Annotated in this window: 30 protein-coding genes; 18 read left to right on the top strand and 12 right to left on the bottom strand. The window is 70.6% G+C overall.

Annotated features, from left to right (window positions below; genetic code table 11):
* Positions 1–11: 11 nt before the first annotated feature.
* A complete protein-coding gene (locus CRP56_RS23910) occupies positions 12–746 on the bottom strand; it encodes a Clp protease N-terminal domain-containing protein (protein WP_097267177.1) in 735 nt (244 codons plus the stop codon).
* Between the two features lie 48 nt (positions 747–794).
* Positions 795–1,421 (bottom strand): LysE family translocator, encoded by a 627-nt coding sequence (locus CRP56_RS23915; protein ID WP_097267179.1) that lies wholly within the window; start codon positions 1,419–1,421, stop codon positions 795–797.
* Between the two features lie 65 nt (positions 1,422–1,486).
* Here CRP56_RS23915 and CRP56_RS23920 point away from each other — a divergent pair, with 65 nt between their 5' ends.
* The gene (locus CRP56_RS23920; protein WP_179851108.1) at positions 1,487–2,632 is read left to right on the top strand and encodes a DUF2786 domain-containing protein; all 1,146 of its coding nucleotides are present in this window, start codon (positions 1,487–1,489) and stop codon (positions 2,630–2,632) included.
* Positions 2,633–2,638: 6 nt separating this feature from the next.
* On the opposite strand, the gene CRP56_RS23925 is transcribed toward CRP56_RS23920, so the two are convergent.
* The 4 genes from CRP56_RS23925 to rpmB all read right to left on the bottom strand — a co-directional run bounded on the left by CRP56_RS23925 (position 2,639) and on the right by rpmB (position 4,388).
* Positions 2,639–3,178, bottom strand: coding sequence for a DUF4232 domain-containing protein (locus tag CRP56_RS23925; RefSeq protein WP_097267181.1), 540 nt, complete (start codon positions 3,176–3,178; stop codon positions 2,639–2,641).
* A gap of 108 nt (positions 3,179–3,286) precedes the next feature.
* Entirely contained in the window at positions 3,287–3,784 is a 498-nt protein-coding gene (locus CRP56_RS23930; protein WP_097267183.1) for a hypothetical protein, read from the bottom strand.
* Positions 3,785–3,846: 62 nt separating this feature from the next.
* A complete protein-coding gene (rpsN, locus tag CRP56_RS23935; protein ID WP_097267185.1) occupies positions 3,847–4,152 on the bottom strand; it encodes a 30S ribosomal protein S14 in 306 nt (101 codons plus the stop codon).
* On the bottom strand, positions 4,152–4,388 hold the full coding sequence (rpmB, locus tag CRP56_RS23940; protein ID WP_097267186.1) for a 50S ribosomal protein L28: 237 nt from the start codon (positions 4,386–4,388) through the stop codon (positions 4,152–4,154). The genes rpsN and rpmB overlap by 1 nt, the downstream gene beginning before the upstream one ends.
* 63 nt (positions 4,389–4,451) lie before the next feature.
* Here rpmB and rpmG point away from each other — a divergent pair, with 63 nt between their 5' ends.
* The 8 genes from rpmG (at position 4,452) to CRP56_RS23980 (ending at position 7,952) form a co-directional block, all read left to right on the top strand.
* The gene (gene rpmG / locus CRP56_RS23945; protein WP_019753828.1) at positions 4,452–4,616 is read left to right on the top strand and encodes a 50S ribosomal protein L33; all 165 of its coding nucleotides are present in this window, start codon (positions 4,452–4,454) and stop codon (positions 4,614–4,616) included.
* 8 nt (positions 4,617–4,624) lie between these two features.
* Positions 4,625–4,882 carry a type B 50S ribosomal protein L31 gene (locus CRP56_RS23950; RefSeq protein ID WP_097267188.1) on the top strand — a complete coding sequence of 86 codons (258 nt, stop codon included), beginning with the start codon at positions 4,625–4,627 and terminating at the stop codon, positions 4,880–4,882.
* Complete coding sequence (locus CRP56_RS23955) at positions 4,882–6,045, top strand: CobW family GTP-binding protein (protein WP_097267190.1); 1,164 nt, start codon at positions 4,882–4,884, stop codon at positions 6,043–6,045. Before CRP56_RS23950 ends, CRP56_RS23955 begins: the two co-directional genes overlap by 1 nt.
* Positions 6,045–6,281, top strand: a complete 237-nt coding sequence (rpsR, locus tag CRP56_RS23960; RefSeq protein ID WP_097267191.1) for a 30S ribosomal protein S18 — start codon at positions 6,045–6,047, stop codon at positions 6,279–6,281. Before CRP56_RS23955 ends, rpsR begins: the two co-directional genes overlap by 1 nt.
* Before the next feature lie 64 nt (positions 6,282–6,345).
* Positions 6,346–6,717, top strand: a complete 372-nt coding sequence (locus CRP56_RS23965; protein WP_097267193.1) for a VOC family protein — start codon at positions 6,346–6,348, stop codon at positions 6,715–6,717.
* A 10-nt stretch (positions 6,718–6,727) separates the two neighbouring features.
* Entirely contained in the window at positions 6,728–7,084 is a 357-nt protein-coding gene (locus tag CRP56_RS23970; protein WP_097267194.1) for an ArsR/SmtB family transcription factor, read from the top strand.
* Positions 7,081–7,542 (top strand): SRPBCC family protein, encoded by a 462-nt coding sequence (locus tag CRP56_RS23975; RefSeq protein WP_097267196.1) that lies wholly within the window; start codon positions 7,081–7,083, stop codon positions 7,540–7,542. Before CRP56_RS23970 ends, CRP56_RS23975 begins: the two co-directional genes overlap by 4 nt.
* A gap of 149 nt (positions 7,543–7,691) precedes the next feature.
* Entirely contained in the window at positions 7,692–7,952 is a 261-nt protein-coding gene (locus CRP56_RS23980) for a DUF397 domain-containing protein (RefSeq protein WP_059194009.1), read from the top strand.
* Positions 7,953–8,043: 91 nt separating this feature from the next.
* Here the strand turns inward: CRP56_RS23980 and CRP56_RS23985 are convergent, their stop codons facing one another.
* Positions 8,044–8,550 (bottom strand): ATP-binding protein, encoded by a 507-nt coding sequence (locus CRP56_RS23985; protein WP_097267197.1) that lies wholly within the window; start codon positions 8,548–8,550, stop codon positions 8,044–8,046.
* A gap of 333 nt (positions 8,551–8,883) precedes the next feature.
* On the opposite strand from CRP56_RS23985, the gene CRP56_RS23990 reads away from it, so the two are divergent.
* The 6 genes from CRP56_RS23990 (at position 8,884) to CRP56_RS24015 (ending at position 14,358) form a co-directional block, all read left to right on the top strand.
* Positions 8,884–9,708, top strand: a complete 825-nt coding sequence (locus CRP56_RS23990; protein ID WP_097267199.1) for a helix-turn-helix domain-containing protein — start codon at positions 8,884–8,886, stop codon at positions 9,706–9,708.
* A gap of 111 nt (positions 9,709–9,819) precedes the next feature.
* A complete protein-coding gene (locus tag CRP56_RS23995; protein ID WP_097267201.1) occupies positions 9,820–11,280 on the top strand; it encodes an aldehyde dehydrogenase family protein in 1,461 nt (486 codons plus the stop codon).
* A gap of 99 nt (positions 11,281–11,379) precedes the next feature.
* Positions 11,380–11,928, top strand: a complete 549-nt coding sequence (locus tag CRP56_RS24000) for a DinB family protein (protein WP_097267203.1) — start codon at positions 11,380–11,382, stop codon at positions 11,926–11,928.
* 24 nt (positions 11,929–11,952) lie between these two features.
* On the top strand, positions 11,953–12,594 hold the full coding sequence (locus tag CRP56_RS24005) for a PadR family transcriptional regulator (protein WP_097267205.1): 642 nt from the start codon (positions 11,953–11,955) through the stop codon (positions 12,592–12,594).
* A gap of 73 nt (positions 12,595–12,667) precedes the next feature.
* Positions 12,668–13,606 carry an ATP-binding cassette domain-containing protein gene (locus CRP56_RS24010; protein WP_097267207.1) on the top strand — a complete coding sequence of 313 codons (939 nt, stop codon included), beginning with the start codon at positions 12,668–12,670 and terminating at the stop codon, positions 13,604–13,606.
* Complete coding sequence (locus tag CRP56_RS24015; RefSeq protein ID WP_097267209.1) at positions 13,603–14,358, top strand: ABC transporter permease; 756 nt, start codon at positions 13,603–13,605, stop codon at positions 14,356–14,358. The genes CRP56_RS24010 and CRP56_RS24015 overlap by 4 nt, the downstream gene beginning before the upstream one ends.
* A 6-nt stretch (positions 14,359–14,364) precedes the next feature.
* Here CRP56_RS24015 and CRP56_RS24020 read toward each other — a convergent pair whose 3' ends face one another.
* Positions 14,365–15,765 (bottom strand): glutamate decarboxylase, encoded by a 1,401-nt coding sequence (locus CRP56_RS24020; RefSeq protein WP_097267211.1) that lies wholly within the window; start codon positions 15,763–15,765, stop codon positions 14,365–14,367.
* A gap of 21 nt (positions 15,766–15,786) precedes the next feature.
* On the bottom strand, positions 15,787–17,070 hold the full coding sequence (locus CRP56_RS24025; RefSeq protein WP_097267213.1) for an ion channel protein: 1,284 nt from the start codon (positions 17,068–17,070) through the stop codon (positions 15,787–15,789).
* Positions 17,071–17,189: 119 nt separating this feature from the next.
* On the opposite strand from CRP56_RS24025, the gene CRP56_RS24030 reads away from it, so the two are divergent.
* Positions 17,190–17,951, top strand: coding sequence for a MerR family transcriptional regulator (locus CRP56_RS24030; RefSeq protein ID WP_097267215.1), 762 nt, complete (start codon positions 17,190–17,192; stop codon positions 17,949–17,951).
* A gap of 18 nt (positions 17,952–17,969) precedes the next feature.
* Here the strand turns inward: CRP56_RS24030 and CRP56_RS24035 are convergent, their stop codons facing one another.
* Positions 17,970–18,335 (bottom strand): YbjQ family protein, encoded by a 366-nt coding sequence (locus tag CRP56_RS24035; protein WP_097267217.1) that lies wholly within the window; start codon positions 18,333–18,335, stop codon positions 17,970–17,972.
* A gap of 133 nt (positions 18,336–18,468) precedes the next feature.
* On the opposite strand from CRP56_RS24035, the gene CRP56_RS24040 reads away from it, so the two are divergent.
* A complete protein-coding gene (locus tag CRP56_RS24040) occupies positions 18,469–19,350 on the top strand; it encodes a DedA family protein (RefSeq protein ID WP_097267219.1) in 882 nt (293 codons plus the stop codon).
* Positions 19,351–19,438: 88 nt separating this feature from the next.
* Here CRP56_RS24040 and CRP56_RS24045 read toward each other — a convergent pair whose 3' ends face one another.
* On the bottom strand, positions 19,439–21,115 hold the full coding sequence (locus CRP56_RS24045; protein ID WP_097267221.1) for a threonine/serine ThrE exporter family protein: 1,677 nt from the start codon (positions 21,113–21,115) through the stop codon (positions 19,439–19,441).
* A 124-nt stretch (positions 21,116–21,239) separates the two neighbouring features.
* Positions 21,240–21,731, bottom strand: a complete 492-nt coding sequence (locus CRP56_RS24050) for an inorganic diphosphatase (protein ID WP_007383738.1) — start codon at positions 21,729–21,731, stop codon at positions 21,240–21,242.
* A 79-nt stretch (positions 21,732–21,810) separates the two neighbouring features.
* On the opposite strand from CRP56_RS24050, the gene dacB reads away from it, so the two are divergent.
* A complete protein-coding gene (gene dacB / locus CRP56_RS24055; protein ID WP_097267223.1) occupies positions 21,811–23,388 on the top strand; it encodes a D-alanyl-D-alanine carboxypeptidase/D-alanyl-D-alanine endopeptidase in 1,578 nt (525 codons plus the stop codon).
* Positions 23,389–23,440: the final 52 nt, after the last annotated feature.

Below are 23,440 nucleotides of genomic sequence, written 5' to 3' on the forward strand. Positions count from 1 at the left end.
GACAACGAGGGTCAGCCCTGTTCCGCCGGCTTCGCCTGGATCTTGGCGAGCGCCGCGGTGAGGTACTCCTCGGCGGCCGGCTTGCCGATCCCGAGACCCGACAGCACTCCTTCGCCGTTCTCGAACTCCAGCAGCGCCAGCAGCAGGTGCTCGGTGCCGACGTAGTTGTGGCCCAGGCGCAGGGCCTCGCGGAAGGTGAGTTCCAGGACCTTCTTGGCGTCGGCGCCGTAGGGCACCAGCTCCGGGGCGTTCTCCGCGGCCGGCGGGAGCGCGGCGGTGGCGGCCTGGCGGACGGTGTCGAGGAGGACGTCCTGCGCGACGATCGCCTTCGCGGCCAGCGCCTCCGGTTCCGCCAGCAGGCCGAGGACCAGGTGCTCGGGGCGGCCCTCGGCGTTGCGGGCGGCGACGGCCTCGTTGTGGGCGGCCATCACCACGTTCCGCGCGCGTGGCGTGAACCGGCTGAAGTCCTGGTTGGCGCCGGCGTCCCCGCCCTCCTTGGGCACGAACCGCTTCTGCGCCGCCTGCCGGGTCACCCCCATGCTCTTGCCGATGTCCGTCCAGGAGGCGCCCGAGCGGCGGGCCTGGTCCACGAAGTGGCCGATCAGATGGTCGGCCACGTCACCGAGGTGATCGGCGGCGATCACCGCGTCCTCAAGTTGTTCGAGGGGCTCGGCGTGGACCTTCTTGATGGCCGCGATGAGGTCGTCGAGGCGTACGGATGACGTGATGATGGGGTTCGTCGTCATGTGTCAACCGTAGGTTGACACCCATGGGGTGTCAACCCGGAGTTGACACTACTTCGGCGCCGAGACGGCCAGCCGCACCGCCAGCCCCGTGAACACCGTCCCGCTGAAGACGTTGAGCCCCCGCGCCACCCGCCGGCTCCGCCGCAGCAACGCCGACAGCTTCCCGGAGAGCAGCCCGATCGAACCGTCCACCGCGAACCCCATGACCGTGATCGAGAGCCCGAGCACCAGGAACTGCTCCCACACATGACCCCTCTCCGGCGCCACGAACTGGGGCAGGAACGCCACGTTGAAGAGGATCACCTTGGGGTTCAGCAGATTGGTCACGGCGCCCTGCCAGAACGCCCGCCGCATCCCCGGCCCGGCCGCCGTCCCCTCACCCGGCACCGAACGGTCCCGGAAGGCCTTCACCGCGAGGTACAGCAGATAGGCCGCGCCCGCCCAGCGCAGCACGTGGTAGAGCGTCGGCAGCGCCAGGAACAGCGCCGACAGTCCGAGCGCCGCGGCGACCGTGTGCACGAACATCGCGCAGGCCACCCCGAACGCCGCCATCACCCCCGCCGACGGCCCGCCCCGGCCGCCCATCGCCACGATGAACATCATGTCGGGACCCGGAGTCACACAGAGCGCGAAAGCGGCCACGAGGAAGGCCGCGTAGAGAGACATGTCCATCATGCGGCCATGCTCGAAGCCCCCACGGCCCGCGGCACCCGATTTTCGGGGAGTGAGACGATCGCCCCGTGACCAGCAGCAGTACGCCCAGCGGAGACACCCCCGGCACCCCCGGCACCCCGGGCACCGTCGACCGCGCCTTCGAGGCCGCCCTCTACACCGACGCCGACTCCGCCCTCGACATGGCCGCCTCCCTCCTCGCCGCCGACACGAAGGCCGACGCCGAACTCGAACGCCGGGGGAGGGAGTTCGTCGCGGCCGCCTGGCGCCGTGGCTGGCAGCCCGCCGACGTCGTACGACTGGTGCGGCGCGAGCTGGACGACGTACACCTGCGCCTGCTGTCGGCGCTGATCCGCGCGCAGGCGCCCGACGACCGGGCGCGCGGCCCCCGGTGGGCGGCCCAGCTGGCCGAGCTGCCCGCCGAACCCGCACCCCGCACCGACCGCTTCTCGCACGCCACCGCGGTCCTGGAGCTGTACCGCCTGCTGCTGCGGCTGCCCACCCTCGAACCCCTGGACGAGCCCGTCTCCCGGCACTCCTCCGCCGAGCCCCGCATGCTCACCCGGATCCGCGCGCTGCTCGCCAAGGCGGAGGCGACCGGCTACCCGGACGAGGCGGAGGCGCTCACCGCCAAGGCGCAGGAGCTGATGGCCCGGCACAGTGTCGACGAGGCGCTGCTGGACGCGCAGGCGCCCACGCACGACTCCCCGGGCGCCTGCCGGATCGGGGTCGAGCCGCCGTACGAGCAGGCCAAGGCGGTGCTGCTGGACGCGGTGGCGACGGCGAACCACTGCCGGGCCGTCTGGAACGAGGGCTTCGCCTTCTCCACGGTGGTCGGCTTCGGACCCGACCTCGACGCCGTCGAGCTGCTCTACACCTCGCTGCTGGTGCAGGCCACGACCGCGATGACGAAGGCGGAGGCCGCCCAGCGGGCCGGTGGCCGCAAGCGGACCAAGACCTTCCGGCAGTCCTTCCTCGCGGCCTACGCCCACCGTGTCGGCGACCGGCTGCGCGCCGCCGCCGAGACCCAGGTCGGCGACGACCTGCTGCCGGTCCTGGCCACCCGCGAGGTCGCCGTCACCGACCGCGTGGACCGCATGTTCCCGCAGACCACCGCGACCCGGCTGCGCGGTGTCACCGACGAGGCGGGCTGGGTGGAGGGCGCCGAGGCGGCCGACCGGGCGCAGGTGAAGTCCCGCAAGCCCCTGCGCTGAGCCGGATCAGTCGCCGGACTGCTGGAACCCGGCCACCGTCGCGTCCGGTGTCTGGCCGTCCTTCTTCAGCGCGACATCGCCGTACGACCACTTGAAGGCGTACGGCTTGGTGGACCCCGTCAGGTTGAACTCCGCGCTCGTCACGGCGAGGCTGCGGTCGCTGCCCTTCTCGCCCCGGACGTAGGTGAGGGTGAAGACGACCGAGGCGCCCTTGGCGAGGGACGTCTTCCTGGCGGTGACGGCGGGGTCGGCCGCCACGCTCACCGAGTTGCCGCCGACGATGAGGTCCACGCCGGGCAGGGAGTCCAGCGTGCACGTGGCGCCGCTCTTGTTGGTGAGGGTCACGGGCACGTTGCCGGTGTCGCCGGCGGCGGGCGCGGCGTTGGCGGGGCCGACCCGCACGCCCAGCCCTTCGATCGTGCAGGCGCCGCCGGCCTTGGCGGAGGGGGAGGCGGAGGCGCCGGTGTCCTTGCCGCCGTCGTCGGAACAGGCGGTCAGCAGGAAGGCCGCGGCGAGGGTGGCGGCGGCGAGGGGGAGGGCGCGCATGGTGGTCCTTGGATGCTCCGGGCGGCCTGGTGCCGCTGAGGCTCGTGCATGGATCATCACGCACGAGCCCGGGCAGCGGTTGCCCGCCCCCGCGGAACGGCCTCTACGTCAGCCCAAGCTCGCCGTAGGCAGGCCCGACGGCAGCTTGCCGCCGTCGGCCTTGGTGTACGTCTCCGCGCCGAGGCCGCCCTCCCACGTCACCTTGAGGGTGGTCTTGTCGACGGAGTCGACCATCCCGGTCGCCCGGTCCTTGCTGCCGTCCGTGCACTTGAGGTGGATCATCTGCATGCCGGACTCCTCGCCCGCGGTCCCGCTGCACACCGTCCCGCCGGTCGCGAACAGCCCCGCCTCGGTGCCGTTGACCATCAGGACGACGGCCTTGCCCTTGGCGGTGGTGAGCCAGCTGCCGGCGAGGTCACCGGAGGGGGCGGCGGAGCCGGAGGACGAGGCCGAGCCGCCGGTGGACGCGCTCGCGCTCGGGGTGGCGTCGTCGGAGTCGGACCCGCCGTCCGAGCTGCACGCACCCAGCACGAGGGCGCCCGCCAGCGCCAAGGCCGCGGCCGTCGCGATGCGCGAGACGTTGACCGAAGCCGAAGCCGAACCCATGAAAGCTCCCTAGCGGAGGGCAGGCGACGCCACGACCGCGGCGACGCTACGACCGCAGCAAGCTACCAGGACGACTTGCGGACCCCCGGAAGGTACCCGGCATGCGCCTGCTCCCGCAGGCTCACCCGGGACAGGCCGAAGGCCCGGAAGTAGCCGCGCGGCCGGCCGTCCACCTGGTCCCGGTTGCGGACCCGGGTGGCGCTGGCGTCCCGCGGCTGCCTGTCCAACTCCCGCCGGGCCTCCAGGCGTTCGGCGTCCGTCGAGGACGGCCGCCGGATGATCTCCTTCAGCTCGGCCCGCCGCTCGGCGTACCGGGCGACGATCTCCTGCCGCTTCCCGTTCTTCGCGATCTTGCTCTTCTTGGCCATCAGATCCTCACTCCCCGGGCACGGATGCGCGCCACGGCCGCCTCGACGCCGATCGTGTCGACGGTCTTGATCCCCTTCGCGCTCAGCCGCAGCCGGACGTACCGGCCCTCGCTGGGCAGCCAGTACCGCTTGGACTGGATGTTGGGGTCGAAGCGGCGCGAGGTGCGCCGGTGGGAGTGGGAGATGTGGTTACCGAAGCCGGGCTGTGCGCCGGTCAGCATGCAGTGGGCGGACACGGGTGACGCACCTCTCTCGAAGCAGTTGTGTAAATGGAATTCATTTTCAGTAAGATACACGGCATGGCTCGCAACGAACTCCGCCCGGTCATCAAGCTCCGGTCCACGGCCGGGACCGGCTTCACCTATGTCACCCGCAAGAACCGCCGCAACGACCCGGACCGCATGACGCTGCGCAAGTACGACCCGGTCGTCGGCCGCCACGTCGACTTCCGAGAGGAGCGCTGACCGCCGCCATGCGCAAGGGAATCCATCCGGCGTACGGGCCCGTCGTCTTCCGGGACCGCGCCGCGAACCACGCCTTCCTCACCCGCTCGACGATGACGAGCGAGAAGACGGTCGAGTGGGAGGACGGCGCCACCGACCCGGTCGTGGACGTCGAGATCTCGAACGTCAGCCACCCCTTCTACACCGGCACCGCGCGCGTCCTCGACACCGCTGGCCGCGTGGAGCGCTTCGAGCGGCGCTACGGCCGGTCGGGGGAGCGGGGCTGATGCTCTCGGTCGTGATCGTCGGCGGGCTGCACGCCGACGCCCGTAAGGCGGCCGTCGAGCGCCTCCTCGCCGACGTGCCCGCCAGCGTCGTACTCCACCACGACCTGGCGACGGCCGCGGCGGGCACCGTGGTGCGCACCGTGCGCGACGCCTCCGGCCTGCTGTCCGCCGAGGAGGCGCCCCTGGTCAACGACTGCGCGTGCTGCGCGCTGCGGGAAGACCTCGTGCCCGAGCTGCGGCGGCTGGCGGACGACGGGGCGACACGGCTCGCGATCGTCGAACTGTGGGACTCCGTCGAGCCCAAGGCCATGGCGGAGGTGGTGACCGCCGGCGGCCTCATGGTCACCGGCGTGATCACCGCCGTGGACCCGGCGCTGGTCCTGCCCTACCTCGGCAACGGCGACGACCTCGCCGAGCGCGGCCTCGCCGCGGCCGCGACCGACCAGCGCACGATCGCCGACACCTTCGCCCGCCAGCTGGAGTACGCCCCCGTCCTCGCCGTGGCCGACTCGGAGGAGGCCGACGACGAGGACCGCGAGCTGCTCACCCAGCTCCACCCGACGGCCCGCCAGGTCCCGATCGGCCCGGGTGACCTGGCGGGCGCGGCGCCCCCGGCGAGCGTGCCGGGCTCCCTCGCCCAAGCCGCCCTCGCCGGTTTCGACGTCGAGGCCGCCGCCGCGGCCCAGCATCCGGCCTGCGCCCTGCTGCCCGCCGAGGCCGACGCCCACGGCGTCTCCACCCTCGTATGGCACCGGGACCGGCCCTTCCATCCGGAGCGGCTGTACGAGGCGCTGGAGGACATCACCTGTGCCGCCGCCCGCAGCCGGGGCCGGTTCTGGCTCGCGGACCGGCCGGACACCTTGCTGCACTGGGACGCGGCCGGGGGCGCGCTGTGCGTGGAGAGCGCCGGGCCCTGGCTCGCCTCCCTCCCCGACGCGGCCTGGGAGATGGTCCCGCCGGTGCGGCGCGCCGCCGCCGCGCTGGACTGGCACCCCGAGCACGGCGACTGCTGCCAGCACCTCGTGTTCACGTCCCCCGCCCTCGACCGCGACGGACTTGAACGGCTCCTGGAGTCCTGCCTGTTGACCGATGCCGAGTACGCCGCGGGCCGCACCGCCTGGAAGCAGTTGCCGCCCGCCTTCGACACCCTCCTGGAGGTCTGATGCCTCGTAAGAGCGACCGCAAGCCCCTCAAGTCCCGGCCCAATCCGCTGGACGCCGCCGGGATCACCTACATCGACTACAAGGACACCGACCTGCTGCGGAAGTTCATCTCCGACCGCGGCAAGATCCGCAGCCGCCGCGTCACCCGCGTCACGGCCCAGCAGCAGCGACAGCTGGCCCGCGCCGTCAAGAACGCGCGGGAGACGGCACTGCTGCCGTACTCCAGCACCAGGTGAACACTGATAGGTAGGCGATTCCCTACGTTTGACGCGTAGGGAATCGCCTACCTATCCTGTCCGCATGACCATCACCCACGCCTCCTTCGTCACCCTCCCGGTCTCCGACCAGGACCGCGCCCTGCGCTTCTACACCGACGTCCTCGGCATGACGGTCACCGCCGACCGGGACCTGCCCCAGGGCCGCTGGCTCCAGGTCGCCCCCGAGGGCGCGCAGACCGTCTTCACGCTCTCCGGCCCCGGGATGGGCGGCTTCGAGCCCGGTTCGGCCCGGGGGATCATGTTGGTGACGACCGATGTCGACGCCGACTGCGCGCGCCTCGCCGAGGCCGGTGTGTCCGTGCAGGGTCCCGACGAACTCCCCTGGGGCCGGATGGCCGCCTTCACGGACCCCGACGGCAACGGTCTGATGCTGCTGACGGAGGCACACCACTAGGAGGGTCGGCATGACCGCAGCCGGGGTCGGTGAAGAGGCCGAGGCGGACCGGGTGTTCGCCGCGCTCGCCAACGCCACCCGCCGTGCCGTGCTGCGCCTCCTGCGCGACGGCGGCCCCCAGCCCGTGCAGGCCCTCGCCGCCCACTTCGACATGGCCCGCCCGAGCCTCTCCGAGCACCTCAAGGTGCTGCGCGACGCCGGTCTCGTCTCCGAGCAGCGCTCCGGCCGGCAGCGCATCTACCGCCTGGAGGCGGCCCCGCTCGCCGAGGTGCAGGACTGGCTCCACCCGTACGAGCGGTTCTGGCGCGACCGGCTGAAGGGGCTGGGCGAGCTGCTCGACCGCATGCCCGACGATGACGCGACATGAACGCCACCCCTGACGACGACCTCACCGTCATCCGCGTCGACCAGTTCTTCCCGCACCCGCCCGCCAAGGTGTGGCGCGCCCTCACCGAGCCCGAGTTGCTCGTGCAGTGGCAGATGCAAGGGACCGAGGCGTTCCGTCTCGAGGTCGGTCACCGGTACACGATGACCTCCGTCCCGCGGCCCAACACCAACTTCTCCGGCACCGTCGACGTGGAGGTTCTCGGTTTTCAGCCGGAACGGATGCTGAGCGTCCGCTGGACCGACACCGATCCCGCCAACTCCGCCGACTGGACCATCACGTGGAGGTTGGAACAGGAAGGGCGTGGAACGCGTCTCTTTCTAGTACACGAGGGATTCGACCCGGACGACCCCGCACAGCTGATGGCCCGGACGATCATGGACGGGGGCTGGAGATCGCATGTGATGCGCGCTCTGGGGGATGTGCTGGAACGGATGTAGCGGCTCCTGCGTCACATCTGTAACCACGGGAACACCCCGCGTGCACGTGCATCTGCTCATGCATCTGCACGTGAACAGAGCTATGATCCGGACCAGTTGACCATTGCATCAATTGGCCCCAAGGCCACCGCAGCACCGGGGAGCGACCTGTGGACCACGACGTGTACAACGGCATGGACGTGTACAACGGCATGGCGGCCACGGACCTGAGCGGGGTGGCCTGGCAGAAGAGCAGGCACAGCAACTCGCAGGGTTCCTGTGTCGAGTTCGCGCGGCTGCCCGACGGCGGCGTGGCCATGCGCAACTCGCGCTTTCCCGACGGTCCGGCGCTCGTCTACACGCGCGCGGAGATCGAGGCGATGCTCCTCGGGGTCAAGGACGGCGAGTTCGACCACCTGATAGCCGGCTGAGGGCGACGGCCGCCCCGGTCAACCCGGGGTGACCGGCTCCCTACCTGCGGTGACGCGCGTAGAACCGCGGCGTCGAAAACGCCGCGGTGCCTCACTCGGCGGATTCCCGCGGCTGGAGCAGGAACAGAGCCCAGACGACCTTGCCGTTGAGGGTGCCGGCCAGCGGGTGCCAGCCCCAGCTGTCGGCGAAGGAGTCGACGAGGAACAGGCCGCGGCCGGATTCCGCCGCGAAGTCGTCCGAATCGCGCGCCACCGGGCTGTCGTGGCTGGGATCGCGCACCGCGCACACCAGCCGGTCCGTCCAGCGCATCAGATGCAGCCGCACCGGCGGGATCGGCGCGGGAGCGTGGCCGTTGCCGGCCGGCAGTCCGTGGCGCAGGGCGTTGGTGACCAGTTCGGAGACCACGAGACAGATGTCGTCGAAACGGTCGCCGATGTCCCACTGGTCGAGCGTTCTGCGGGCGAACTGCCGTGCCTCGCGCACCGCTTCGTAGCGGGCGGGCAGCGCACAGGAGGCGGCGTTGGACACGGCCGCGGGATCCAGCGGCGGAAGGCCCTGCCGTAACGGCTCGAGCATGGTCGATCCATTCATCCCCATGCGAGGCACTCCCGGGAACTCGCGGTCGTTGCGATGCAGCGGTTGCGCGGGACCATGGTTTCGGATGTGTGGTGCAGATGCAAGGTGCAGATGCACGTGCACGTGACCGAATTGGACGGTGCCGTACCGCTTGTTGGGCATTTTTTCCGCCAACTTCCTCCTCTCTCTTGCCTTCTCGCGGCCACCTCCGGTGTGGAATCTTTGGCTTCTTTCCATCTCTGTAATCGGACGAGTACAGCTCGAAGTGTTTTAGTGGCAGACTTCGGCCCCTGAAGACGGTTGGGGAGGCTGGCGAACGTGAGCGCGGGAGAGCCGGGATCGGTGGTGCGGCGCATGCTGCTCGGATCACAACTCAGGCGACTGCGTGAGGCGCGGGGGATCACGCGCGAGGCCGCGGGCTATTCCATCCGCGCCTCCGAGTCGAAGATCAGCCGGATGGAGTTGGGCCGGGTGAGCTTCAAGACCAGGGACGTCGAGGACCTGCTGACGTTGTACGGCATCACGGACGAGGTCGAGCGCATGTCGCTGCTCTCCCTCGCCCGCGAGGCCAACGTGGCGGGCTGGTGGCACAGTTACTCCGACGTCCTGCCGAGCTGGTTCCCCACCTATGTGGGGCTGGAGGGCGCCGCGAACCTCATCCGCGCGTACGAGGTGCAGTTCGTGCACGGTCTGCTGCAGACCGAGGCGTATGCACGTGCAGTCGTCCAGCGCGGCATGAAGGGCGCGAGCACGGCCGACATCGAGAAGCGGGTGGCGCTGCGCCTGGAGCGGCAGAAGTACCTCGTCGCCGAGAACGCCCCCGACTTCCACATCGTCCTCGACGAGGCCGCCCTGCGCCGCCCCTACGGGGACCGCGAGGTGATGCGGGAGCAGCTCCAGCACCTCATCGACTTCTCCGAGCGCCCCAACGTCCGGCTCCAGGTCATGCCGTTCAGCTTCGGCGGGCACTCGGGCGAGAGCGGCGCGTTCACGATCCTGAGCTTCTCGGAGTCCGACCTCACCGACGTGGTCTATCTGGAGCAGCTCACCAGCGCCCTCTACCTGGACAAGCGCGAGGACGTCGCCCAGTACGAGACCGCCCTCAAGGAGCTCCAGCAGGACAGCCCGGGCCCGGCCGAGAGCCGGGACCTGCTACGGGGTCTTCTCCAGCTTTCTTAGGGTTCTCCCCATAAGTTCGCTCTCCGTCCCCAACTCGCTTGTGCCGCACGTACGATGACGTGTGCTCAGACGTGATGCAGATCGCGCGTCCGCTAGTGACTTGGGGATCACATGTCGTCGTACTTCACTGACCTCGCCCAGCAGTACATCGACGGTGAGTGGCGTCCGGGCACCGGCTCCTGGGACATCATCGACTTCAACCCGTACGACGGCGAGAAGCTGGCGTCGATCACCATAGCCACGGTCGACGAGGTCGACGACGCGTACCAGGCGGCCGCCCGTGCCCAGAAGGCGTGGGCCGCGACCAATCCGTACGCCCGCCGGGCCGTCCTCGAAAAGGCGCTGCGTCTGGTCGAGGAACGTGAGCAGGAGATCGCCGACGCGATCATCACCGAACTCGGCGGCACCCGGCTGAAGGCGGACTTCGAACTGCGCCTCGCCAAGGACTTCCTGCGCGAAGCCGCCCAGCAGGCACTGAGCCCCGCAGGCCGGATCCTCCCCTCTCCCGTCGACGGCAAGGAGAACCGCGTCCACCGCGTCCCGGTCGGTGTGGTGGGTGTGATCAGCTCCTACAACTTCCCCTTCCTCCTGTCGATCAAGTCGGTCGCCCCGGCCCTGGCCCTCGGCAACGCAGTCGTCCTCAAGCCGCATCAGGAGACCCCGATCGTCGGCGGTTCACTGGTCGCCAGGATCTTCCAGGACGCCGGTCTGCCCGGCGGCCTGCTGAACGTCGTCATCACCGACATAGCCGAGACCGGTGACGCCTTCATCGACCACCCTCTCCTGAAGGTCATCTCGTTCACCGGCTCCGACCAGGTGGGGCGTCATGTCGCCGCCGTGTGCGCCGCGAACCTCAAGCGCTCGGTCCTCGAACTGAGCGGCAACAGCGCGCTCGTGGTTCTCGACGACGCCGACGTCGACTACGCCGTCGACGCCGCCGTCTTCAGCCGGTACATCCACCAGGGCCAGATCTGCATGGCCGCCAACCGCGTCCTGGTCGACCGCTCGGTCTTCGACGAGTTCACCGAGAAGTTCGTCGCCAAGGTGAAGACGCTCAGGACCGGAGATCCCCGCGAGCCCGACACGGTCATCGGTCCGCTCATCAACCGCTCCAAGGCGGACGCCGTGACCGGCGTGATCGACCAGGCGCTCGCCGAGGGCGCGACGGCCCTGGTACGCGGCGGCCGGATCGACAACCTCGTCGAACCGTCCGTCCTGACCGGCGTCCCCGCCGGCTCGGCCCTGCTGCGGCAGGAGGTCTTCGGCCCGGTCGCCTTCCTCATCCCCTTCGACGGCGAGGAGGAGGCCGTACGCATCGTCAACGACACTCCGTACGGCCTGAGCGGCGCCGTCCACACGGCGGACATCGAGCGGGGTGTCCTCTTCGCCCAGCGGATCGACACCGGCATGTTCCATGTGAACGACGGCACCGTCCACGACGAGCCCCTTGTCCCCTTCGGCGGCGAGAAGAGCTCGGGCATGGGCCGCCTGAACGGCGACGCGACCATTGACTCCTTCACGACCCTGAAGTGGATCTCCGTGCAGCACGGCCGAAGCGGCTTCCCTTTCTAGGCGTTTCCCGCGCGCGCCGGGCCCTTGCGGACAGAAGCTGACCGCAAGGGCCCGTAGCTTCGTCGGTGTCGGCAAGGCACTCGATGAAAGGCGGCCGCCATGGTCACCCACGTTCCCGCGGAAGCACCCGGCGACGAGCGCGGAGCGCTGCTCGGCTATCTGGCCGCGGAGCGCGGCGCCATCCGGCGGGCGCTGCTCGGACTGACGGACGAGCAGGCGTCCTCCCGCCCCAGCGCGAGCGACCTGTCCCTCGCCGGGCTGCTCAAGCACGTGGCCGAGGTCGAGCAGGGCTGGGTCGCCCGCGCCCAGGGCGAGCCGCCGGCCGTGCGGCGGACCGAGGAGAACTGGCACGAGTGTTTCGCCCTCGTGGACGGCGAGACGGTCGAGTCCCAGCTGGCCTACTGGGAGAAGGTCGCCGCCGAGACGGAGGCGTACGCCCGCTCGGTGCCGAGCCTCGACGACACCTTCGCGCTGCCGAACGACCCCTGGTTCCCGCCGGACAGCCGGGTCTCCGTCCGCTGGATGCTGCTCAACCTGATCCGCGAGATGGCCCGGCACGCCGGCCACGCGGACATCATCCGCGAGTCCCTGGACGGTGCCACCGCCTTCGAACTCGTGGCCAAGGAGCAGGGCACGAGCTGGACCTGACGTCAAGCGTCCTACGCTGGCCCCATGTCAGCGATCCGTCTCCTCGTGCTCGGCGCGGTCCGCCAGCACGGGCGGGCCCACGGCTACCAGGTGCGCAACGACCTGGAGTACTGGGGCGCGCACGAGTGGTCCCACGCCAAGCCCGGCTCGATCTACCACGCCCTGAAGCAGATGGCGAAGCAGGGACTGCTGCACGCGCACGAGATCGCGCCGTCCACCGCCGGTGGCCCGCCCCGTACCGAGTACGAGATCACCCAGGCGGGCACCGAGGAGTTCCTGCGGCTGCTGCGCGAGGCGCTGACCTCGTACGACCAGAAGATGGACGTGAAGTCAGCTGCCCTCGGCTTCATGGTCGACCTTCCGCGCGCCGAGGCGGTCTCCCTCCTGAAGGAGCGGATCCGGCGCATCGAGCAGTGGCGCGCCTCCGTCACCGAGCACTACGTCCCCGAGGAGGGACCCGAGCAGCTCGGTCACATCGGCGAGATCATGAACCTCTGGATCCACACGGCCGACGCCGAACTCGCCTGGATCCAGGGCCTGATCGGGCGCGTCGAGGAGGGGGCTTACACCTTCGCGGGGGAGGGCGAGCCGTTCGTCGGCGTCCTCGCCGAGGGCGCGGAGAACCCGTACGCGACGGGGGAGCGGCACCCGGGGGATGCGAGCTAATCAAGTTTGACCAATGGGTCTCGCGCAGTTACTTTCGATCAGGTAGTCAACTTTGACTAGCAAGGGAGTGGCAGTGACCCAAACGGCGATCACCGTCGACGGAGCACGCAAGAAGTACGGCACGAAACAGGCACTGGACGGGCTCGACCTCACGGTCGCCCGCGGCACGGTGCACGGAGTGCTCGGCCCGAACGGCGCCGGCAAGACCACCCTGGTCCGCATCCTCTCCACCCTGCTGCGCCCGGACGCCGGCCGCGTCGAGGTGGCCGGCCACGACGTCGTACGCCAGGCCTACGCCGTCCGCCTGCGCATCGGCCTGCTCGGCCAGCACGCGGCGCTCGACGAGGAGCTCGGCGGCCGGCAGAACCTGGAGATGTTCGGCCGCCTCCACCACCTCGGCGCCCGCCGGGCACGCGCGCGTGCCGACGAGCTCCTGGAGCGGTTCGCCCTGACCGACACCGGCCGCAAGGCGGTACGGCACTACAGCGGAGGCATGCGCCGCCGCCTGGACCTCGCGGCCTCCCTGATCACCGAACCGGAGGTGCTCTTCCTGGACGAGCCCACCACCGGCCTCGACCCCCGCGGCCGCGCCGAGGTGTGGGCGTCGGTCCGCTCCCTGGTCGGCGGCGGTACGACGGTCCTGCTCACCACGCAGTACCTGGAGGAGGCCGACCAACTCGCCGACCGCGTCTCCGTCGTGGACGCCGGCCGGGTCGTCGCGGACGGCACACCGGAGGAGCTGAAGAAGGCGACCGGCGGCGACCGTATCGACGTCGTGCTGCGCGACGCGGGCCAACTGGGGGCGGCGGTCGCGCTGCTGCCGGTCGACCCGGCCGGGGTCTCCGTCGACCCCGACCGCCGGCTGCTCAGCGCCCCGGTCACCGACCGGATGGCGGCGCTCTCCGGGGTCGTACGGGCACTGGAGGAGGCGGGTGTCGAGGCCGAGGACGTGGTGCTGCGCCGGCCCACGCTGGACGAGGTGTTCCTGCACCTCACGGAGGGAGCCGCATGAACACGTACGCGCTGACCGACTCCTGGACCATGACCCGGCGCGAACTCGCCCACTGGGCACGGCAGCCGGTACGGGTCGTCGTCGGCCTGGTCTTCCCGGTGATGCTGCTGCTGATGTTCGGCTATCTCATCGGCGGCGGCCGGGGCGTCGAGGGGGAGTACGTCGACTATCTGGTCCCCGGGATGCTCGCGCTCACCATGGCCTTCGGTCTGGAGGGCACGATGATCGCCGTCACCCAGGACCTCGACAAAGGCGTCATCGACCGGTTTCGCTCGCTCCCCATGGCCAACGGGGCGGTCCTGGTGGGGCGTTCGGCGGCGGACATGCTCCAGTCGACGGTGGGACTCGGGGTCCTCGTCGCTGTCGGCCTCGCGCTCGGCTGGCGGCCGGGCGGCGGCCCGGGGGCGTTCGTGGGCGCCCTCGGACTGCTGCTGCTCCTCCGCTTCGCCATGCTCTGGATCGGCATCTTCCTGGCACTGGTGGCAGGGAAGCCCGAGATGGTGCAGGCCGTGCAGATCCTGGTCTGGCCGGTCGGCTTCCTGTCCAACGCGCTCGCCACCCCCGCCTCCATGCCGGACTGGCTCGGCACGGTGGTCGAATGGAACCCGATGTCCCGCACGGCGACGGCCGTACGGGACCTGTTCGGCGGGCTCGGCACGGACCACGTGTGGGCGGCCGTGGCCTGGCCGCTGGCGCTGCTCGCGGTCTTCTTCCCGCTGGCGGTACGGCGGTTCGCGGCGCTCGGCAAGTAGCCGCCCTCAGTGGTGGAAGCCCGTCGCCGCGCCCTTGTCCTGGGTCAACGGGTGCGACTGGCGGCGCAGTTCGGGCAGCAGCCGCCGCAGGTCGTCCACGAACAGCTCGGCCAGGTCGGCGGAGAAGCCGTTGCGGCAGACGACCCGTAGGACGCTCAGGTCCTCACGATGGGGCGGGAAGGTGTACGCCGGCACCAGCCAGCCCTTCTCGCGCAGCCGCCGGGACACGTCGAAGACGTCGTACGCCGTCACGTCGGGCCCGGTGGTGAAGGCGAACACCGGCAGCTGGTCGCCCCGGGTGAGCAGGCGGAAGTCGCCGAGGGCCTCGATGCGTTCGGCGAGGCGCCCGGCGACGTCCCGGGTGGTCTGCTGCACCGCCCGGTAGCCCTCCCGGCCCAGCCGCAGGAACGTGTAGTACTGCGCGACCACCTGCGCGCCGGGCCGGGAGAAGTTGAGCGCGAAGGTCGGCATGTCGCCGCCCAGGTAGTTGACGCGGAAGACCAGCTCCTCGGGCAGGGCGTCCTGGTCGCGCCACAGCGCCCAGCCGACGCCCGGGTAGACCAGGCCGTACTTGTGCCCCGAGGTGTTGATGGAGGCGACGCGCGGCAGCCGGAAGTCCCAGACCAGGTCCGGGTCGAGGAAGGGCGCGACCATGCCGCCGGACGCCCCGTCCACGTGCACGGGAATGTCGAGGCCGGTGCGCTCCTGCAGCTCGTCCAGGGCGGCGCACAGGTCGGCGATGGGCTCGTAGGAACCGTCGAAGGTGGAGCCGAGGATGCCGACGACCCCGATGGTGTTCTCGTCGCACAGCGCGGCGGCGGCCTGCGGATCGAGGTGGAAGCGGTCGCCCTCCATCGGGATCAGCCGGGGTTCCACCTCCCAGAAGTTGCAGAACTTGTCCCAGCAGACCTGGACGTTGATGCCCATGACCAGATTGGGGCGGGCGCCCGGCTTCGGATTCCGCTTGCTCCAGCGCCGCTTCAGCGCCATCCCGGCGAGCATGCAGGCCTCACTCGATCCGGTCGTCGAACAGCCCACGGCACCTGCTGGATCGGGTGCGTTCCACAGGTCGGCGAGCATCGCCACACAGCGCCGCTCCAGCTCTGCGGTGCGCGGGTACTCGTCCTTGTCGATCATGTTCTTGTCCCGGCACTCCGCCATCAGGACGCCGGCCTGCGGCTCCATCCAGGTGGTGACGAAGGTGGCCAGGTTGAGGCGCGAATTGCCGTCCAGCATCAGCTCGTCGTGCACCAGCTGGTACGCCGTCATGGGCGGCAGCGGGGTGTCCGGCAGCCTGTGCTTGGGCGGTGCCTCGGTCATGCCGCCGACCGGATTGGCCTCCCCGTAGAAGGGGTTGACGGACATGGGGCGCTCGTCGCGCTTGTCGGGACCTTGGTGGAGCGGCATCGATGACTCCTCGAGATGGGTTCAGCGGACCGGGGTTCCGTCCTCGCGCAACTGCATCTGGGGCCGCCCGGTCACGAGCAGCCAGGCCGGCAGCGAGGCGAAGCAGAGCAAGGCGATGATCGCCGGCGAGGCCACCAGGACGGCGGCCGTGAACAGGCTCACCCAGCCCTGCCGGGTGATGGCGAGGAGCATGCCCAGCACACCCGCGGCGACACCGACGGAGGGGTGGACGCCGGACACCAGGGCGTGGGCGCACAGGCCGAAGGCGGCGCCGACGAACACCGCCGGGAAGATCCGTCCGCCGCGGAAGCCGCAGGACGCGGCGACGAGCAGCGCGGCCAGTTTCACCACCGACATCGTGGCGAACTCCCCGGCCGACCAGCCGTCCGGGTCGGCGGCGATCTCCCCGACCTCCTCCAGCCCCTTGAAGAGCGTGAGATGGCCGCCCACGGCCGCGAGCAGGCCCAGGACGAGGCCGCCCACGGGCAGCATCAGCATCGGGTGCCGCAGCCGGGAGAACGCGCCGTGGACGTACGGGAAGGCGCGGACGGCGCACATGCCGAGCAGGGCCGCCAGGGACGCGATCACCAGCGCCGCCAGCAGATCACCCCAGCCGGGCCGCCCGAACGGGGGCAGGTGGAGATCGAAGGACGGATGGGCCACCAGGGTGGTCGTCAGCGCGCCCGCGGCGGCGGCCGTCAGCGGCGCGAAGACGTTGTCCCACAGCGCCCCCTGGACCTGCCGCCCGGCCAGCGCCTCGGAGATCACCAGGGCCGCCGCCACCGGCGTGCCGAACAGCGCGCCGATCGTCGCCGCCTCCGCCAGCGCCGGCCACAGCCTGCCCGGAGCCCTTGGCAGGAACCGCCGCCCGAGCCAGAAGACGATCGCGACGTTCACGGCGATGATCGGGTTCTCGGGTCCGAGACTGGGCCCGCCGGCCAGCATCAGGGCGGTCGCCAGGACCAGCCCGGGCAGTACGACGGGCGGCAGCACGGGGGCGTCCAGGCTCATGGTGGCCGGGTCGGGCCCGGCGTGCCCGGGCACCTTCCACACCACCAGGCCGACGGCCACCCCGGTCGCGGTGAGCATGACCAGCATCCACAGCACCGAGTACCGGCCCACGCCCAGCGCGTCGGGCAGGTTCTTCCACAGCACGTCCTGGAACGCCTCGGCCGCCGCGCTCACCCCGACGAAGATCAGGCTCGCACCCACGCCCACGACGAGAGCGGGGAGGATCAGAGGCAGCAGCGCGCGGGCCGGGGTCGCCGGGGCTGCGGGTGCCTGCTGCGCGGTGTCCTGGGCCACGGGCACACCATAAACGGGCAAAACGGTCACCACATCCGGAGTCGCCCCAGGGGCTTGCACCTCACGTGGCGTGAGGACGCACCGTGGACGGCGTACCGAGAAGGGAAGGAGCGGACGAAGTGAGCTACTCCGTGGGACAGGTCGCCGGTTTCGCCGGAGTGACGGTGCGCACGCTGCACCACTACGACGACATCGGCCTGCTCGCGCCCAGCGAGCGCAGCCACGCGGGCCACCGGCGCTACAGCGACGCCGACCTCGACCGGCTGCAGCAGATCCTGTTCTACCGGGAGCTCGGCTTCCCGCTCGACGAGGTCGCCGCCCTCCTCGACGATCCGGCCACGGACCCGCGCGTCCACCTGCGCCGCCAGCACGAGCTGCTGACCGCCCGGATCGAGAAGCTGCGGAAGATGGCGGCGGCCGTGGAGCAGGCCATGGAGGCACGCAAGATGGGCATCAACCTCACGCCGGAGGAACGCTTCGAGGTCTTCGGCGACAAGGATCCCGAGCAGTACGCCGAGGAGGCGGAACAGCGCTGGGGCGGCACCGAGGCGTACGCCGAGTCCCAGCGCCGCGCCGCGACGTACACCAAGGAGGACTGGAAGCGCATCCAGGCCGAGGTCGACGACTGGGGCCGGCGCTACGCCGCCCTGGTGACGGCCGGCGAGCAGCCCTCCGCCGAGGCGGCCATGGACCTCGCGGAGGAACACCGGCAGCACATCGGCCGGTACTACTTCGAGGTCCCCTACGAGATGCACCTGTGCTTCGGCGACATGTACGTCGCCGACGAGCGCTTCAAGGCCTTCTACGACGCGATGGGCGACGGCCTGGCCGAGCACCTGAGGGACGCGATCAGGGCGAACGCGGCCCGGCACGCCTCGTAGTCCGTCCTGGCCCGGGGTTCACTCCCGGGCCAGGACCACGGCGGTCCCGTAGGCACACACCTCCGTGCCGACGTCGGCCGCCTCCGTCACGTCGAAGCGGAACGCCAGGACGGCGTTGGCCCCACGCGCGCGTGCCTGTTCCACGAGCCGCTCCATGGCCTGGTTGCGGGTCTGCACCAGCGTCTTGGTGAGCCCCTTGAGCTCACCGCCGACCATCGACTTCAGGCCCGCCCCGATCTGGCTCCCCAGATGCCGGGAGCGCACGGTCAGCCCGAAGACCTCCCCCAGTACCTGCTGCACCCGGAGGCCGGGCACGTCGTTGGTGGTCACCACGAGCACATCGGGCTCGGGGCCCTGGCCGCCGCCGAAATCATCGATACTCATGGCTCACAGCTTTCTCCCGGAGAGCCCACGGCGCATCCTCTGCGACCCCATGGAACCTGGGCTCCGGGGCCTGCGTTGATACTTTTGGGCAGCCAGCCCCCGCCCGTCCCCCAGCACCAGGAGTCACAGACCCGTGACCACGCTCGCGCTAGGCCCCGAGTGGCTCAGCCCCGACTATCTGATCCAGACGTTCAGCCTTCCCGGAATCCTGCTGATCGTCTTCGCCGAGTCGGGTCTCTTCGCCTTCCTGCCGGGCGACTCCCTGCTGTTCACGGCGGGTCTGTTCGTGGCGCAGGGCGACTACATCAGCCAGCCGCTGTGGCTGGTCTGCCTCCTGATCGTGCTGGCCGCCGTCCTCGGCGACCAAGTGGGCTACATGATCGGCAAGTTCTTCGGCCCCAAGCTCTTCAGCCGCCCCAACTCCAAGCTCTTCAAACAGGAGAACCTGGAGAAAGCGCACGAGTTCATGGAGAAGTACGGTCCCAAGGCGATCGTCCTGGCCCGCTTCGTCCCGATCGTCCGCACCTTCGCCCCCATCGTGGCGGGCGCCGGCCGCATGAAGTACCGCACGTTCCTGACGTACAACGTCATCGGTGGCGTCGCCTGGGGAACCGGCGTCACCCTCGCGGGGTACTGGCTGGGTCAGATCGACATCATCCACAAGAACGTCGAGGCGATCCTCGTTCTCATCGTCTTCGTGTCGGTGGTCCCGATCATCATCGAGTACCTCCGCGAGCGCGGAAAGAAGAAGAGGGCGGCAGCCGAACAGCCTCCGGCCCCCGAGCCCCAGGCCTACCAGCCCCCACCGATGGACGACGCGACGACACAGCTGCGCCGCATCCCGTCCAACGACGACCAGCAGCAATACGGCAACGGCAACCAGGGGCAACAGCAGCAGTACGGCTACGACGACCAGTACTACGCCCCGCAGCAGCCGTACGCCCAGCAGTACCCGCAGCAGCAGGGCTACGACCAGCAGCAGAACCAGCAGTACCCGTACAACCAGGGTTACTGAAACGCCCTAAGGGGCGCGGGGAACTGCGCGAGCAACCACGAACAACCCGCACCCGCCGCCAAAGCGAAGGACCCGAGCTCCTGGGCACTCAGAACCCTCGGGTCCGCTTAGCAGCCCGCCGCCCCGCCGCCGAGGCCCCACCCGGCACCCTCAAGAACAACCGCGAGATCTCCGACCCCAGATTGACCCCGATGGCGATGGCCATGGCCAAGGACGCAGCCGTGGCCAACGACACCAACCCCTTGTCGACATCGTCCCGCGCGATGGACAACAGCCCGAAGTACGTCGCGGACCCCGGCAGCAGAGGCCCGATCGCCGCGGTCGTGTACGGCAGCGCCGAAGCGAACCGGTACCGCGACAGCATCTGCCCGAACAGCCCCACCAGCCCCGCCGCCACCGCCGTGGAGGCCACCGGCGAGATCCCGCCGACGTAGTGCAGCGCGCCGTACACCGACCACGCGACACCCCCGTTGAGCGTCACGACCAGCACGGTGGAACGTTCCTGCTGCAACAGCACCGCGAACGTCAGCGACAGCAGCATCGACGCCCCGATCTGCCACAGCGGCCGCTTCTCGATGACCAGCACCACGTCCGGGTTGAGGTCGGCGCCGAGCTGCACTCCGAAGTACAGGACGACCAGCACGCCCACGACGATGCCGACGAACAGATACATCACCTCAAGCAGCCGCGCCGACGCGGTGATGTAGAACCCGGTCAGCCCGTCCTGCACGCCCGCCACCAGCGCCCGCCCCGGCAGCAGCGCGAACAGCCCACCGGTGATGACCGCGGACGCCTTCACGTCCACGTGGGCCACCGTCAGCGCCACCCCTATCGCCGCCGGCGGCATAGCGGCGACCGTGAACTGGTAGAACTCCGGCAGCCCGCGCCCCGCGCACAGCCACGCCAGCCGGTCGCCGAGCATCGCGCCCAGCGCGGCCGCCACGAACACGATGACGTCACCGCCGACGAGCACGGACGCGGCGCCCGCGAGCAGCCCGCTCGCCGAGGTGAGCACCCAGCCGGGGTACGGGTGCCGGTTGCGGCGGATCTCGGCGAGCCGCCGGTAGGCCTCCTCCAGCGAGAACGCCGTCTCGGGGTGGCTGAGGTCGTCCACCAGCTGGTAGACGGCCGCGAGCCGGGTGTAGTCGGTGCCGCGCCGCCGCACGGTCCGGGAGGCCGTCACGGGGTCCTCGACGAGGGACGGCTGGTACGAGATCGACAGCAGCGTGAAGGTGACGTTCGGCTCGCACCGGTCCAGGCCGTACGAGCGGCAGACGGCGAACATCGCCGCCTCCACGTCCTCCGCGTTCTCACCGCCCGCGAGCAGCAGCTCCCCGATACGCAGCGTCAGGTCGAGCACGCGCGGGACGGCCGGCCCGGTCTCGTCCTCCTTGTGCAGCGGCTCCGGCGCGGGCCGCTCGGCCACCGGCATCCGCAGCATCGTGCGCATCCGGTCCTGCCAGGGCGCGTCCTTGGTCAGCGAGACCAGGGGAACGCCGGTCGGCGGGGTGAACGCGGCCGGGGCGTGCTTGGCGCTGTAGGTGCGCGGCGTACTGAACGCCGACCCCTCCGGCTCGGTGGCCGCCGGCCCCTCGGGCGCCTGAAGGCCCTCCGGTACGGCGAACTCCGAGGACGTCTCCGACTCGCCGCCGCCCGGCTTCGGGACGGCCAGTCCGTCGGGAATGGCGAACTCGGACGTGATCTCGGGGTCGTAGACGCTCCTCGCCTCGTCCGACTGCGGCTTGCGGTCCTCCGCCGACGTCACTTGCCTATCGCTCCCTGTAGCACCATCCGTCGCATCAGTATGCGCACAGACACGTTCCCCGCAGGTGAGGGGATACGCGAACGGGCCGCACGCGTGCGCGTGCGGCCCGTCGACGTCAGGAAGCTCAGTGGCCGCCCTGGTCCTTGAAGCGCTTGTAGGACCGCTCGATCTCGGCCTCGGCGTCGACGCGGCCGACCCAGTCGGCGCCCTCGACGGACTTGCCGGGCTCCAGGTCCTTGTAGACCTCGAAGAAGTGCTGGATCTCCAGGCGGTCGAACTCGGACACGTGGTGGATGTCACGCAGGTGCTCCACGCGCGGGTCCGTCGCCGGGACGCACAGCAGCTTGTCGTCGCCGCCGGCCTCGTCCGTCATGCGGAACATGCCGATCGCGCGGCACTTGATGAGGCAGCCCGGGAACGTCGGCTCGTCAAGAATGACCAGCGCGTCCAGCGGGTCGCCGTCCTCGCCGAGGGTGTTCTCGACGAATCCGTAGTCGGTCGGGTAGGCGGTCGAGGTGAAGAGTCGACGGTCCAGGCGGATCCGACCGGTCTCGTGGTCCACCTCGTACTTGTTCCGCGAACCCTTCGGGATCTCGATCGTGACGTCGAACTCCACCGGTGGCTCCTCCATGATCAGCACATAGTTCTGGTGGTTAAGTGTCCCTCACGCAGGTGTGTGATCGCGAAAGGGGCTGGTGGTCGTGCCTGAACTGAGGCCTTGGCGGGCCGCGAGACCGCATGTGACGCGGCTCGCGAACGCCGTACGACCCGGTCTGGCAGCCGCACGCCCCCAGCTGGCACGCGCCGCGAACGCGGTGAAACCGCAGGTCAAGCGTCTGACGACGGTGAAGACCTGGCAGTACACCACGGGCGCCGCCACCGCCGGCCTGGCTCTGACGGCCGTGGTGGTGACCGCGGCGGGCCCCTGGGACTCCACCGGTCAGCGTACGGCCGAGCGGGACCGGGTGGCCGCCCTCCAGGACACGGGTGGCGCAGATCACGACCGTGGCTCCGGTACGACGGCAGGGGCTCCCGAGCCCGCCCCGAGCGCCTCCTCGGTCCTCGCGGGCCTCGGCGGCGCCACGAACACCGTGAAGTCCGCGCCGAACGGCGAGGCCCTCTCCGCCGTCCTGGGGCCGCTCCTGAAGGACGGGGCGCTCGGCAGCCGCCGTACCGCCGCGGTCGTCGACGTGGCCACCGGCAAGCGCCTGTACGGCGTCGGCGCCGACGCCGCGCTCACCCCCGCCTCCACCACCAAGATCGCCACCGCGGTCGCCGCTCTGTCGGCGATGGGCCCCGACCACCGCCTCACCACCCGCACGGCCCTGGAACCCGGCACCCACGAACTGGTCCTGGTCGGCGGCGGCGACCCCACCCTCACGGCCCGCAAGGACGCCGAAGGCTGGGCGAGCCTGCGCGACCTGGCCGTGAAGACGGCGAAGGCCCTGAAGAAGGACGGCGTCCGCAAGGTCACGCTGTCGTACGACACCACGCTCTACGCCGGTTCCGCCCTGCACCCCATCGGCGTCGACGCCAACCTCGCCCTGGTCAGCCCCCTGATGGCCGACGAGGCCCGGACGAACGACTCCACGAGCGGCACGGCCGTCCGGGCGCCGGACCCGGCCGACGACGCGGCCCGCAAGTTCGCCGCCTTCCTGGCGGACGAGGGCATCGAGACGACGTCTCCGGGCCCCTCCAAGGCGACGGACCGCGCGGAGACGCTGGCGGAGGTCTCCTCGCCGCCGCTGTCCACCCTGGTCGAGCGCATGCTGACCAACAGCGACAACGACATCGCGGAGGCCCTGGCCCGCCAGACGGCCGTGGCGACGAAGACGCGCCCCGACTTCGAGGGCGGCGGCAAGGCGATCCGGGCCCAGCTGAAGAAGCTCCAACTCCCGGTAGCCGGCGTCTCCTTCAAGGACGGCAGCGGGCTGAACCGCGACGACAAGCTCACCGCCGACCTCCTGACCTCCCTCCTCGCGAAGGCGGGCGACCCGGGCCACCCCGAACTCCGGTCGGTCCTCACCGGCCTCCCCGTGGCCGGCTTCACGGGCACGCTCACCACCCGGTACACGCCCGACGGCGCCGCCGGCGTCGTACGCGCCAAAACCGGCACCCTCACCGGCGTGAACACGCTGGCGGGCACGGTCGTCGACCAGGACGGCCGCCTCCTCGCCTTCGCGTTCCTGGCGTCGAACACGGCGAGCAAGGACGCCGCCCAGGCGGCCCTGGACAGGGCGGCGACGGCGCTCGCGGCGTGCGGCTGCGGCTGACGGGCCGCCAGGGAGCCGACATCGTCGCGGCCTGCCCCCAGCGCGGACGCTC

Source organism: Streptomyces sp. TLI_55 (genome assembly GCF_900206255.1).
GTDB classification, from domain to species: domain Bacteria; phylum Actinomycetota; class Actinomycetes; order Streptomycetales; family Streptomycetaceae; genus Streptomyces; species Streptomyces aquilus.